The 13211-nt window shown below is 68.6% G+C and carries 10 protein-coding genes and 1 tRNA gene; 10 read left to right on the plus strand and 1 reads right to left on the minus strand.

Features of this window, described 5'->3' with window-relative positions; all coding sequences use genetic code 11:
* Window position 1: 1 nt before the first annotated feature.
* The 7 genes from gnd (at window position 2) to ABZ810_RS26140 (ending at window position 9295) form a co-directional block, all read left to right on the plus strand.
* Window positions 2-1036 (plus strand): phosphogluconate dehydrogenase (NAD(+)-dependent, decarboxylating), encoded by a 1035-nt coding sequence (gene gnd / locus ABZ810_RS26110; RefSeq protein ID WP_358407463.1) that lies wholly within the window; start codon window positions 2-4, stop codon window positions 1034-1036.
* A gap of 70 nt (window positions 1037-1106) precedes the next feature.
* Window positions 1107-2231: a DNA replication/repair protein RecF gene (gene recF / locus ABZ810_RS26115; protein WP_358407465.1), complete on the plus strand. Its 1125-nt coding sequence runs from the start codon at window positions 1107-1109 to the stop codon at window positions 2229-2231.
* Window positions 2232-2274: 43 nt separating this feature from the next.
* Window positions 2275-2799 carry a DUF721 domain-containing protein gene (locus tag ABZ810_RS26120; RefSeq protein ID WP_358407466.1) on the plus strand — a complete coding sequence of 175 codons (525 nt, stop codon included), beginning with the start codon at window positions 2275-2277 and terminating at the stop codon, window positions 2797-2799.
* A gap of 469 nt (window positions 2800-3268) precedes the next feature.
* Window positions 3269-5251, plus strand: coding sequence for a DNA topoisomerase (ATP-hydrolyzing) subunit B (gyrB, locus tag ABZ810_RS26125; RefSeq protein WP_358407467.1), 1983 nt, complete (start codon window positions 3269-3271; stop codon window positions 5249-5251).
* A gap of 211 nt (window positions 5252-5462) precedes the next feature.
* On the plus strand, window positions 5463-8036 hold the full coding sequence (gene gyrA / locus ABZ810_RS26130; protein ID WP_358407469.1) for a DNA gyrase subunit A: 2574 nt from the start codon (window positions 5463-5465) through the stop codon (window positions 8034-8036).
* A gap of 39 nt (window positions 8037-8075) precedes the next feature.
* Window positions 8076-9131: a DUF3566 domain-containing protein gene (locus ABZ810_RS26135; RefSeq protein WP_358407471.1), complete on the plus strand. Its 1056-nt coding sequence runs from the start codon at window positions 8076-8078 to the stop codon at window positions 9129-9131.
* Window positions 9132-9220: 89 nt separating this feature from the next.
* A tRNA-Ile gene (locus ABZ810_RS26140) sits at window positions 9221-9295 on the plus strand.
* 286 nt (window positions 9296-9581) lie between these two features.
* Here the strand turns inward: ABZ810_RS26140 and ABZ810_RS26145 are convergent.
* Window positions 9582-9962 (minus strand): hypothetical protein, encoded by a 381-nt coding sequence (locus tag ABZ810_RS26145; RefSeq protein ID WP_358407473.1) that lies wholly within the window; start codon window positions 9960-9962, stop codon window positions 9582-9584.
* Between the two features lie 340 nt (window positions 9963-10302).
* On the opposite strand from ABZ810_RS26145, the gene ABZ810_RS26150 reads away from it, so the two are divergent.
* The 3 genes from ABZ810_RS26150 to ABZ810_RS26160 all read left to right on the plus strand — a co-directional run bounded on the left by ABZ810_RS26150 (window position 10303) and on the right by ABZ810_RS26160 (window position 13180).
* Window positions 10303-11286 carry a winged helix-turn-helix domain-containing protein gene (locus tag ABZ810_RS26150; protein WP_358407475.1) on the plus strand — a complete coding sequence of 328 codons (984 nt, stop codon included), beginning with the start codon at window positions 10303-10305 and terminating at the stop codon, window positions 11284-11286.
* 110 nt (window positions 11287-11396) lie between these two features.
* Window positions 11397-12068 carry a hypothetical protein gene (locus ABZ810_RS26155; protein WP_358407477.1) on the plus strand — a complete coding sequence of 224 codons (672 nt, stop codon included), beginning with the start codon at window positions 11397-11399 and terminating at the stop codon, window positions 12066-12068.
* Complete coding sequence (locus ABZ810_RS26160; RefSeq protein WP_358407479.1) at window positions 12068-13180, plus strand: XRE family transcriptional regulator; 1113 nt, start codon at window positions 12068-12070, stop codon at window positions 13178-13180. The genes ABZ810_RS26155 and ABZ810_RS26160 overlap by 1 nt, the downstream gene beginning before the upstream one ends.
* The last annotated feature ends 31 nt before the right edge of the window (window positions 13181-13211 follow it).

The raw sequence follows: 13211 nt of genomic DNA on the forward strand, positions 1-13211 counted from the left end.
CGTGGCTCGGCATGCACAGCCCTGTGGACGTGGGGGACGCGCGTTCGCGGGTAGGCAAGCCCTCACCCGACAACGACAGGCAGAGCCAGGCAGAGTTACGCACAGGGGAGTGAGCATGGAGCTGGGGATGATCGGCCTGGGCAAGATGGGCGGCAACATGGCCGAACGTCTTCGCCGCGGTGGCCACACGGTCGTCGGCTACGACCGGAACCCGGACATCAGCGATGTGAGTTCGCTCGAGGAGCTGATCGAGCGCCTGTCGCCGCCCCGGGCGGTGTGGGTGATGGTGCCGGCGGGCCAGCCGACCCAGGACACCGTCGACCAGCTGGGGAAGGTGCTCCAGCCCGGCGACATCGTCATCGATGGCGGTAATTCACACTATGTGGACGACCAGAAGCACGGGCAGGAGCTGGCGGCCAAGGACATCGGGTTCGTCGACTGCGGCGTCAGCGGCGGCGTGTGGGGCCTGCAGAACGGCTATGCCCTCATGGTCGGCGGCGACGACGCCAACGTGAAGCGGCTGATGCCGATCTTCGAGACCCTCAAGCCCGAGGGCGAGTTCGGGTTCGTGCACTCCGGCAAGATCGGCGCGGGCCACTTCGTCAAGATGGTCCACAACGGCATCGAGTACGCGATGATGCAGGCCTTCGGCGAGGGCTACGAGCTCATCGAGGCCAGCGACATCGTGACCAACGTGCCCGAGACGTTCCGCAGCTGGCAGGAGGGCACGGTCATCCGGTCCTGGCTCCTGGACCTCATGAACCGCGCGCTGGCCGACGATCCACAGCTCGACGAGCTCCGTGGATACGCCAACGACTCCGGCGAGGGCCGCTGGACGGTGCAGGCGGCCGTCGACCATGCCGTCCCGCTGCCGGCGATCACAGCGTCGCTGTTCGCCCGGTTCGCGTCCCGCCAGGACGACTCGCCGGCGATGAAGGTCGTCGCGGCGCTGCGCAACCAGTTCGGCGGTCACGCCGTGGAGTCGGCCAAGGGCGCCGACTCTCCCGGCGCCGACGTCGAGCCACCCAAGCTCTGACCAGGCACGTCGCGGCTCTGTCGAGTGGTGAGGGGCGGGCGGCCGCCGGGAGGCTCTACGCTCGTGTCCCGTGCACGTCGCCCACCTCTCGCTCCAGGACTTCCGCTCGTACGCCACCGCCGAGGTCGCGCTCGAGCCGGGAGTCACCGCGTTCGTGGGCCCGAACGGCCAGGGCAAGACCAATCTCGTCGAGGCCGTCGGCTACGTGGCGTCCCACGGCAGCCATCGGGCCGCGACCGACGCGCCGCTGGTCAGGCAGGGTGCGCTGCGCGCCATCGTCCGGGCCGGGGTGGTCAAGGACGAGCGCAAGGCGCTGATCGAGCTTGAGATCAATCCCGGCAAGGCCAACCGCGCGCGGCTCAACCGCTCCCCCGTCCCCAGGCCCCGCGAGATCCTGGGGATGTTGCGGACGGTCCTGTTCGCGCCCGAGGATCTCGCCCTGGTCAAGGGCGACCCGGGTGAACGCCGCCGTTTCATGGACGAGCTCCTCACCGCCCGGGCCCCGCGCTTCGCGGCCGTGCGGTCGGACTACGACCGCGTCCTCAAGCAGCGCAACGCCCTGTTGAAGTCCGCGGCCGCCCATCGCCGCGCGCCCGGCGCCGAGGTGATCTCCACCCTCGAGGTCTGGGACTCGCATTTGGCGCGTACCGGCTCCGAGCTCCTCGCCGCGCGCCTGGAGCTCGTCGCCGCCCTCGGTCCCCTGGTCTCCAAGGCGTACGCGGCGATCGCCCCCGGCGGCGGCGCGGCCGACATCACCTACAAGAGCTCGCTCGGCGACGCCGAGTTGTCCACAGACCGTGCACAGCTGGGCGAGCTGCTGCTCGCGGGCGTCGCCGAAGCGCGCAAGCAGGAGCTCGAACGCGGCGTCAGCCTGGTCGGGCCGCACCGCGACGAGCTCGTCCTCCGCCTCGGCGATCTGCCGGCCCGCGGCTACGCCTCGCACGGCGAGTCGTGGTCGTTCGCGCTCGGCCTCCGTCTCGGCGCGTTCGACCTGCTCAGGGCGGACGGCGACGACCCGGTCCTCATCCTCGACGACGTCTTCGCCGAGCTGGACGCCGGCCGCCGGGCGCGCCTGGCCGAGATGGTCTCCCCCGCCGAGCAGGTGCTGATCACGGCCGCGGTCCCCGCCGACGTGCCGGGGGAGCTGACCGGCGCCTCGTACACCGTCTCCGACGGTGAGGTGACCCGTGACTGATATCAACGACGATCCACAGGATGTGCACAACCATCCCGGATCGGTGAATTCCGGAGATGTCGCGGACAACTCCGTCCCCAGCCCGTCCCCAGCGCCGGAACCCCCGGCGAAGTCGGGGATCGAGCTCGCCCGCGAGGCGCTCGCGCAGGCGCGGGCCGACGCGGCCAAGCGCGGCTCGGTTCCCGGGCAGGGCAAGCGCAAGGGCCCGCGCGGTCCCCGCGTTCCGCAGCCGGGCCGGGGCGGCGACCCCAAGCTCTTCGGCGCCGCCATCCGCGAGCTCATGTCCAACCGCGGCTGGGAGCAGCGCGCCGCGGTGGGCGGCGTCTTCGGCAACTGGCCCGGCATCGTGGGCCCCGAGCTCGCCGAGCACACCCGCCCGGAGAAGTTCGAGGACGGCGAGCTGACCGTCGCCGCCGACTCCACCACCTGGGCCACCCAGCTGCGCCTTCTGTCGTCCACGCTGGTCAAGCGCCTGAACGAGGAGCTCGGCCACAACACCGTCCGCCGCGTCAAGGTCGTGGGCCCCTCCTCAGGCCCCCGCCGCACCGGCGCCTGGCGCGTCCGCTGACCCGCTCCCCCACGGCGAGGTCCTGAGGTGGGCTGGTGAGGTGGCTCACTTGCGGGACCGCTGTGCGTCACCTTCGCGCCCGCTCTCCCACCCTTGGGGACTGGGGTTTCGGGCCTGGTACACGGGTGGGTGAGCGTCGTGCGAGGCAGACTTGTCAGGTGGAAACGAAGGCGGGCGGAGAGGTGAACATCCGTTCGGGACGATCACTGCCCGGTTTCGCTGCGAGCGGCTCGTAGGCTCGTAGAGCCCCCGGGGGCAATGGGGGGATGTATCTCCAGGGCCACTCGCCCGCCACACGCGCAATCAGCGCCCGTGAGTGCCACTTTTCCGCTCATGACCCGGTAGAATGAATTCGGGTTCAGGATGCTGCGCCGCCATGGGTCGCCCCGGAGTCTCTGATCGCCAGAGCAGAGCAGGGGGCGCCCTTACGTGTGTTACGGGGCACACCGCGTTCCCCCGCATGGGGCTCATGGGACGCGGGTGGCGGCACGCTTCCCCGGCAGGAGGATCTCCTTTGGCGTACGACGCTAGTTCGATCACTGTCCTTGAGGGTCTCGAGGCTGTCCGGAAGCGCCCGGGCATGTACATCGGATCGACCGGGGAACGAGGCCTCCACCATCTCGTTTACGAGATCGTCGACAACTCCGTCGACGAGGCCCTCGCCGGCTATGCCGATGACATCCATGTGACGCTGTTGTCGGACGGCGGCGTACGGGTGACGGACAACGGCCGTGGCATCCCCGTGGGCCTCCACCCTGTGGAGAAGAAGCCCGCGGTCGAGCTGGTCCTGACCACGCTGCACGCGGGCGGCAAGTTCGACGGCAAGTCGTACGCGGTCTCCGGCGGTCTGCACGGTGTCGGCTCCGCGGTGGTGAACGCGCTGTCCACCCGGCTCGAAGCCGAGATCAAGACCGATGGTCATTTCTGGCGCCAGGCCTACAACTGGACCGGCCCCGTGGCCCCGCTGGCCAAGGGCGATCCGACCGACGAGACCGGCACCACGATCACCTTCTGGCCGGACGGCGACATCTTCGAGACTCTCGAGTTCAGTTTCGAGACCCTGTCGCGCCGTATGCAGGAGATGGCGTTCCTCAACCGCGGCCTGGCGATCACCCTGCGGGACGAGCGGCCCGACCACATCAACGGTGAGCCGCGCGAGGTCCGCTACCACTACGAGGGCGGCGTCGAGGACTTCGTCCGCTACATCAACGCCAAGAAGGACGCCGCGCACCAGTCGGTGATCTACTTCGGCGACGACACCGAGGGCATGTCGGTCGAGATCGCCATGCAGTGGAACTCCTCGTACGCCGAGTCCGTCCACACGTTCGCCAACACGATCAACACGGCGGAGGGCGGCACGCACGAGGAGGGCTTCCGGGCGGCGCTGACCACGATCGTCAACCGCTACGCGCGCGAGAAGAGCCTGCTGCGCGACAAGGACGACAACCTCACCGGCGAGGACGTCCGCGAGGGCCTGACCGCGATCATCTCGATCAAGCTGGCCGATCCGCAGTTCGAGGGCCAGACCAAGACCAAACTCGGCAACACCGAGGCCAAGTCGTTCGTGCAGAAGGCGGTCAACGAGCACCTGCGCGACTGGTTCGAGGAGAACCCGGGCGAGGCCAAGGAGGTCATCAACAAGGCCTCGCAGGCGGCGCGGGCGCGGATCGCGGCCCGTGCGGCGCGTGACCTGACCCGCCGCAAGAGCCTGCTGGAGTCGACCTCACTGCCCGGCAAGTTGTCGGACTGCCAGTCGACCGACCCGTCCAAGTCCGAGCTCTACATCGTGGAGGGCGACTCGGCGGGCGGCTCGGCCAAGGGCGGCCGTGACCCGCACTACCAGGCGATCCTGCCGATCCGGGGCAAGATCCTGAACGTCGAGAAGGCGCGGCTCGACAAGATCCTCAAGAACAACGAGGTCCAGGCGATCATCACCGCGCTGGGCACCGGCGTTCACGACGACTTCGACATCGAGAAGTTGCGCTATCACAAGATCATCCTGATGTCGGACGCCGACATCGACGGTCATCACATCAACACGCTGCTGCTGACCCTGCTGTTCCGGTTCATGAAGCCGCTGATCGAGGCCGGGCACGTCTACCTGTCCCAGCCGCCGCTCTACAAGATCAAGTGGGACGCGCGGGGTCAGGACTCCGACTACGCCTACTCCGACCGCGAGCGCGACGCGCTGATCGAGGCGGGCATCGCCGCCGGCAAGCGCGACCCGCGGCCGCGCGACCAGGTCCAGCGCTTCAAGGGCCTGGGCGAGATGAACGCGCAGGAGCTGTGGGACACCACGATGGACCCCGACAACCGGGTCCTGCTCCAGGTGCAGCTGGACGACGCGGCCCAGGCGGACGAGCTGTTCAGCGTCCTCATGGGCGAAGAGGTCGAGCCGCGCCGCGAGTTCATCCAGCGCAACGCCAAGGACGTTCGTTTCCTGGACATCTGATGAGCCGAGGCCTCGTCCACGGACGCTCCCTCCGTGGCCCGGCGGCACCCGGACGATCCGGTGCGAGCGGGCCGCGGACCGCACCCGGCGCGGGTGATGCGGGGCTTCCAGGGCGGCGGGGAACGTCGCGTACGGGATCCCGCGTACGCGACGACCGGAGGCCTCCGGCAGGCAGCAGTCGTAGTTCCACTATTCAGAAGAGGTCTTACAGGTGACGGAAGTGACCACCGACGGCGGGGGCCAGGGCGGCGGGCGGATCGAGCCGGTCGACATCCAGAGCTCGATGCAGGCGAGCTATCTCGACTACGCGATGTCGGTCATCGTCTCGCGCGCCCTGCCCGAGGTCCGCGACGGCCTCAAGCCGGTGCACCGCCGCGTTCTGTACGCGATGTACGACGGCGGCTACCGGCCCGACCGCGGCTACTTCAAGTGCGCCCGCGTCGTCGGCGACGTCATGGGCAACTACCACCCCCACGGTGACTCGGCCATTTACGACGCCCTGGTGCGCCTGGCCCAGCCGTGGTCGATGCGCTACCCGCTGGTCGACGGCAACGGCAACTTCGGCTCGCGTGGCAACGACCCGGCCGCGGCCATGCGTTACACCGAATGCCGTATGGCCCCCCTGGCGATGGAGCTCCTGCGCGACATCGACAAGGAGACCGTCGACTTCTCGCCCAACTACGACGGTCGTTCGCAAGAGCCCGACGTCATGCCGTCGCGGTACCCCAACCTGCTGGTCAACGGTTCGGCCGGCATCGCGGTCGGCATGGCGACCAACATCCCGCCGCACAACCTGCGCGAGGTCGCCGAGGGCGTCAACTGGTACCTCGACAACTACGGCGCCTCCGACGAGGACCTTCTCGAGGCCCTGATCGAGCGGGTCAAGGGCCCCGACTTCCCGACCGCCGGCCTGATCGTCGGCCGCAAGGGCATCGAGGAGGCCTACCGCACCGGCCGCGGCTCGATCACCATGCGCGCGGTGGTCGAGGTCGAGGAGATCCAGAACCGCACCTGCCTGGTCGTCACCGAGCTGCCGTACCAGGTCAACCCGGACAACCTCGCGCTCAAGATCGCCGACCTGGTCAAGGACGGCAAGATCGACGGCATCGCCGACGTCCGCGACGAGACGTCCGGGCGTACCGGCCAGCGCCTGGTCATCGTCCTCAAGCGGGACGCGGTCGCCAAGGTCGTCCTCAACAACCTCTACAAGCACACGCAGCTGCAGGAGACCTTCGGCGCCAACATGCTGGCGCTGGTCGACGGCGTGCCGCGGACCCTGCGCATCGACCAGTTCGTGCGGCACTGGGTCGCGCACCAGATCGACGTCATCGTCCGGCGCACCCGCTTCCTGCTGCGCAAGGCCGAGGAACGCGCCCACATCCTGCGCGCCCTGCTCAAGGCCCTCGACCGCATCGACGAGGTCATCGCGCTCATCCGGCGTTCACCGTCCGCCTCCCAGGCGCAGAGCGGCCTGATGCAGCTCCTGGAGATCGACGAGATCCAGGCGCAGGCCATCCTCGACATGCAGCTGCGCAAGCTCGCCGCCCTGGAGCGCCAGGCGATCATCGACGAGTACGACAAGCTCATGGCCGAGATCGACGAGTACAACGCGATCCTCGCCTCGCCGGAGCGGCAGCGCCAGATCGTCGCCGACGAGCTCGCCCCGATCGTCGACAAGTTCGGCGACGAGCGTCGCACCGAGATCATCCCGTTCGACGGCGACGTCTCCTACGAGGACCTCATCGCCGAAGAGGACGTCGTCGTCACGATCACCCGCGGCGGCTACGCCAAGCGCACCAAGACCGACCTCTACCGCGCGCAGCGGCGCGGCGGCAAGGGCGTCAAGGGCGCGCAGCTCAAGCAGGACGACATCGTCGACCAGTTCTTCGTCACCACGACGCACCACTGGATCCTGTTCTTCACCAACAAGGGCCGGGTCTACCGCGCCAAGGCGTACGAGCTGCCCGAGTCCAACCGCGACTCGCGCGGCCAGCACGTCGCCAACCTCCTGGCGTTCCAGCCCGACGAGCACATCGCCCAGGTGATGGACCTGCGCGACTACGACATCGCGCCGTACCTCGTTCTGGCGACCAAGCAGGGCAAGGTCAAGAAGACCGCGCTCACCGACTTCGACTCGCCGCGCACCGGCGGCATCATCGCCATCAACCTGGCCGATGACGACGAGGTCATCGCGGCACGGCTGGTCTGCCCCGAGGACGACCTGCTGATGGTCTCCACCAGCGCCCAGGCGATCCGCTTCCACGCCGACGACGACTCGCTGCGCCCGATGGGCCGCGCGACCAGCGGCGTGATCGGCATGCGGTTCGAGGAGGACCAGGAGGTCCTCAACATGCTCGTCGTCCAGGACGAATCGGACGATGTGCTCGTCGCCACGCAGGGCGGCTACGCCAAGCGCACTCCCGTCGACCAATACCCTGTTCAGGGACGTGGGGGTAAGGGAGTCCTCACCGCTAAGATCGTGCAAACCCGCGGCAGGTTGGTAGGGGCGCTCATGGTCGGCCTCGAAGACGAGGTGTTCGCGATGACGTCCAACGGCGGCGTCATCCGGACCAGCGCGGCCGAGATCAAGCAGTCCAGTCGGCAGACCATGGGGGTACGGCTGATGAACCTCGCGGACGGTGACAGCGTCGTCGCGATCGCGAGGAACGAGGAATCCCTGGACGACTCGGACACGAACGTGGAGTCCATGGATGGCTCCGAAGGCGACGTAGAGTCCATGGATGACGCAAACGCTCAGGTGGACGACGGGAACCAGAGTGAATGATCCCCGACCCACCTCCGATCGGGTAGGCCAGGAGGACACGTGAGCACCGAGCCCGGTAAAGGCAAGGGCAGCTCCGGCGGCACCGGCAAGGGGTCCGGTTCGAGCACGGGCTCGTCCGGCTCCTCCTCCGGCGCCAAGAAGGCCGTCCCGGCATCCAAGCCCGGCCGGGACGAGGCCACCGTCGAGATCGGCCCGGTGAAGCCGACGCTCGACGAGACCACGCCCGACCTGGGCAAGGCCGCGCCCAAGGACAGCGAGCAGACCGTCACCGACGCCAAGATCGTCGGCAAGGACGACGTCAAGCCGAAGCCCGCCGGCGCCCCGGCTCCGTCGCCCAGGTCCCCGTCGTCTGGCCCGGCCGCGTCCCAGGCCTCCGGCCCCGCCTCGCCGGCGCCGGGGCCGGGCGCCGACAAGCCCGCGTCCCCGGTGATCCCACCGGTCAAGGACGAGGGCGGCCCCAACTGGAACCGCCAGCCCGAGCCCGGCCCCGGCCCCGGCCCCGGACCCGTTCCCGGGCCGCCCGGCCCCGGCGGCGCCACCGGAGGGCCCGGCGGAGGGCCCGGCGGCCGCGACAAGCCGTTCGGCCGCCGCGAGGTCGCCGGCGGCGGAGCCCCGCCCGCGGGCTCCGGCTTCGCGGGCACCGCCCTCAAGGACCGCCCCGCCGCCGCGGCGACCCAGCCGTCCGGCGGCGGCGCCAAGCCGGCCGCCAACGCCAAGGCCGCGCGCAAGGCCCAGCTTCAGCTGGCCCGGCTCGAGCCCTGGTCGGTCATGAAGTTCAGCTTCGTGATGTCGCTGGTCTGCTTCGTCGTCCTGATCGTCGCCGTCGTCGTCCTGTACGTGATCCTGTCCGGCCTCGGAGTCTTCGACGCCATCAGCGGCACCGTCGACGAACTCACCCGCGACCCGCGCCAGACCGAGGGCGGTCTCGACGCCGGCAGCTGGTTCTCGTTCGTCCGCGTCTTCGGCTACACCGTCCTCGTGGGCGCCCTGAACGTCCTGCTCATCACGGCCCTGTCCACGGTCGGAGCGGTCATCTACAACCTCGCCGCGGACCTCGTCGGCGGCGTCGAGGTCACCCTCAAGGAGGCCGAGTAGACACCCGTCGCCGTCCTGCGGAAACCGATTACCGGTTGCCCCCTCAGATGGGGTAATCTCTCGTTGGCCGCAAGGACGGCGGCTCGTTCGGGGCTATAGCTCAGCTCGGTTAGAGCGCTTCCCTGATAAGGAAGAGGTCCCAGGTTCAAGTCCTGGTAGCCCCACCCAAGTAAGACCAGATGAGACAGGGTCTCGGATTTCCATCCGAGACCCTTTTTCGATCTCTGAGATCGATGGGGAGCCCAGCGGGGAGCCAACGCCACGCGACTCGCGTGGACTCTGGATGTCGGCCGCCTCGCAACCGCAAGCCTTTCCCCGTGTCGACCAGCCCCACCGATGCGCTGTCCCCGTGCCGTTCGGCCTCACTCTTCGAGGACGCCCGACAGGAGATCGGCCTGCTCGCCCATGCCTCTCAACGTCCCGCCGGTGGGGGCTGCACGCTGAGACGTGTCAGTCGGTGTTGTCGATGGCCATCCTCATGCGCGGGCAGGTGTCCAATCGCCCGTAGTAGCGGCCGTAGAGTCCACCGATCCTCGTACGGGTGTCTCCGGATCCACTGCCGACGACGACACCGTTATCGGCGTCGATGAGCTTCCATCTGATCTCACCGGCGTTGCAGATCGGGTTGGGCGGGAATGACTCGTGGGTGAAGACGTCCACGAAATGAAGACCGGCGTTCGCAGGGATCGTGGGGGTGGAGCAGGTGGTCCAGGCGTAAAAGACCGTGCACTCGGCAATAGCCGCATGCGCCGGCGCCGCCCAGACTCCGACCGTCAGCACGGCCGCACAGGAGACGACACCGGCCGTCCTGAGCCTTTTCGTGAATTTCATGAGACGTGACCTTCCTGGCGACAAGCGATGTCGCCTCGTGCTTGGAGTTAGAACGTTCTGAGACCAGATTGCTGTCGACTATTCGGCTACCTGGTGTCATCCGTCCAGATGATTCGGCTGTAGCCGAATAATGCAGACCAGGCGCTGTGTCGGATCCCCAGCGGACGCGGCCCGGGGGACTGTCGGGTACCGCTGATCTGCGCAGATGTCGCTCATGCCGACCCGTGACCGGCTCCGGCCGACCGCTCGCGGTCAGCGGCCTTGCCCTCGATCGTGGCCAGGGTCATGATCCCCGCAGTGTCGGCAGATCCTCGCAGTGAGGGCTCGCGTCGGAGGAATCGTGCTGAGGATCTACTTCACTGCCGAGGATGTGGCTCGCACCAGGATCGCTGACGGCCCCGATCCGCTGTGGGAACTGGGGTTGAGCATGCAGATGCTGCGTCCGCAGCGTGGAGACGCACTGTTCGGCGCTTGGCGCCGCGAGGCCTGGCGAGCCGTGCGGCAGGGCCACTCAGGGCAGATCATCGATCTGCTGCTGGCGTTGAATCCCAACGTCGGTTACTTCCCCGACTTCCTCAACCCGATCCAGGCCGCCCATGGTCTGGAACATGGCTTGGAAACGATCCGTGCCACCGGCATCACCGCCTTGGTCCACGACATCGGCAAGCTGGCCACCGCACGGCGTCTGCCGGACGGAGTGCGGCGCCTGGCCGCCGGAGAGCCCCGGATGCTGATCGAGTTGACGACGGCGATGCGAACCTGTCACGACGTGATGGTCAAGCCTTATCGCCGTTCCATCGACACCGCTGTCGGGCACGACCGCCGTCGTCGCGTGGACGCCCTGACCAGTGGAGGCGTCGAGGGGATGCTGGCGGGCCTGCGGCCGATGATGAGGTGGTCCCACGGGGAGTTGTCGATCCCCTCGCATCGAGATCAGGAACTGCACCTCGGGGGGCGTGGTCTGCTGCTCATCCCCTCCTACTTTTGCGTCAGTGGACCACTGACCATGTTCAACCCGTCGCTGCCCCCGGTCTTGGTCTATCCGGTCGAGCGCGGCGCTGACGCGTTACCCGGCCTGCCCACCTGTCCACCCAGGGGCCTGAAGGCCCTGATCGGCCCCAACCGCACCATCGTGCTCCAGGAACTCCACAACGGCCACGCCACCACCACACAACTGGCCTATCGCGCGGGAATCTCCCCGGCCTCGGCGAGCGAGCACGCCAAGATCCTGCGCGAAGCCGGCCTGATCACCAGTCGGCGCGACCGCAACCGCGTCATTCACGACCTCACCCCGCTCGGTCTTGCCCTCCTGCTGGGGCGATGACCTGCTGGAGGAGTTGTAGGACGTCAGACCATGCAGGGGGCGTGGGGGCGGGCGCGACAGGATGACTTCAGTTTGGGGTGGGGGGCTTGGTGAAGGTCTATAGTTTTTGCATGGTTGAGGGGTACGGGGTTGAGGTCGGGGAGTTGTTGGCCTCGGGGTTTTTGCATGGGTTGCGGGAGGCTCATACGCAGGCGACGCTCGTTGTCGCGGGGGCGTTGGACCGGGCGGATGGGTTCAAGGAGCGGTCTTACGGGTTCACCGCCTTTGACGTTCTGGAGTCTCAGCTGGATCGGGTCTTCGGGGTCGGGGAGGGGGAGCCGGGTGGTGGGGTCGTTCGGGATGATCTGAACGGGTCGCCGGGGTGGCGGCTGGGGCGGTATCGGGTGCTGCTCAAGCGGCATGAGTTCGGGGCCGTGCGGGCCATCCGGTGGGATCGGGAGAGCCCGACGAAGCAGGCGGTGGCGCGGCAGGAGTTCGCCGGGGATCCGCAGCTGGCGCTGGATCTCGGGTTGGGCGAGGTGCGCGACACGCCCGGGGTGGTGACGCTGGTGCTCGCGCACAGTGCCACCGAGGAGCCGCTGGAGATGGAGCTGTTCCTGGGGCTTCCCAGGCTGAACGCCGATGGCGGGGACGCGTGGCACTGGTTGTGGCCCTTGACCGAGGACACGCTCGGGCCCGATCCGCGCCGTAGGCTCGACGAGCCCACCATGCCGCTGTGGACCGACGCGGAGGCCGACGTGCCCGTGACGCTGCACCGGCGTTCCACCGTCGAAATGGCCTAGTGAACACCAACGATGACCGCGCGGAGCACACAGCCAGGCGCCTCACCGAAGCGCGGCTGCTGTTCGACTGTGAACGGCTGACGCTCGCCCGGAGGTTGAGAGGGCTCCGCAAGAACCAGCTGGCCCAGGCGATCGACACGACTCCTACGGCGGTCGGGCAGTACGAGGCCGGCGTTCACCGGCCCTCGGAACGTACGTTGTCCAAGCTGGCGATCGCGCTGGGGGTGCCTGTCGAGTTCTTCCATGCCGGGCGGAGTCCCGTCCGGGTGGACACGGCGCACTTCAGGTCGCTGCGTTCGACCACGCAGGTCGAACGTGACCAGGCGCTCGCGTACGGGCGGATCGCCGGCGACATCGTGACGGCGGTGGAGGAGCTGGTGGAGTTCCCCGTCGCCGAGCTCCCGGAGTACCCGGTGGCGCCGGACGAGATCGCCGGCCCCGGGCCGGTGGAGGCCGCCAGGAGGGCGCGGGAGGCGATGGCCGGGCAGGCGGGGCCGGTGCCTCACATGGTGCGGCTGCTGGAGAAGCACGGGGTCATCGTGCTGATCCTGCCCTCGCACACCGAACGTGTCGACGCGTTCAGCATCGGTGCGCATCCTCGTCCGATGGTGCTGTTCAACCCCGCCAAGGGGGACTACTGGCGCAACCGGTTCGATGCGGCCCATGAGCTGGGGCATCTGGTCATGCACTCGGACGCCGAGCCGGGCAGCAAGGTCGTCGAGGACCAGGCCCATCGGTTCGCGGCGGAGTTCCTCATGCCGGAGGCCGACATCGCCGACCAGCTGCCGCGGACGGCGGACTGGACCCGCCTCGCCGAGTTGAGGGCCGCGTGGGGTGTCAGCATGGCCGCGTTGCTCTACCGGGCCCGGACGTTGGGCATCATGCCGGAGAGCACCTATCGCAGCGCGATGAGCGGCATGAGCACCCGGGGATGGCGTCGGAGGGAGCCGGGCCCGGCCAAACCCCTCGAACGGCCCACCATGCTGACCCGGGCGGTGGAGCTCATCGTCGAGACGGGCACCGACCGCGACCAGCTGGCCGATCGGGCGGGTGTCACCCGCGCCGACCTCGACCTCCTGGCGCCTGCGCGGGAGCAGCCCTCACTGGCCTGAGCCGCACAACAGAGACGCCACGGCCTCTGCG

The sequence above is a fragment of the Spirillospora sp. NPDC047279 genome, assembly GCF_040643285.1.
Taxonomy (GTDB): Bacteria; Actinomycetota; Actinomycetes; order Streptosporangiales; family Streptosporangiaceae; genus Spirillospora.

Bases quoted from the DNA above. Each gene is read 5' to 3' on its own strand.
- gyrB (WP_358407467.1), top strand. From the start codon at position 3,269: ATGGGACGCGGGTGGCGGCACGCTTCCCCGGCAGGAGGATCTCCTTTG.
- ABZ810_RS26145 (WP_358407473.1), bottom strand. From the start codon at position 9,962: ATGAAATTCACGAAAAGGCTCAGGACGGCCGGTGTCGTCTCCTGTGCG.
- ABZ810_RS26155 (WP_358407477.1), top strand. From the start codon at position 11,397: ATGGTTGAGGGGTACGGGGTTGAGGTCGGGGAGTTGTTGGCCTCGGGG.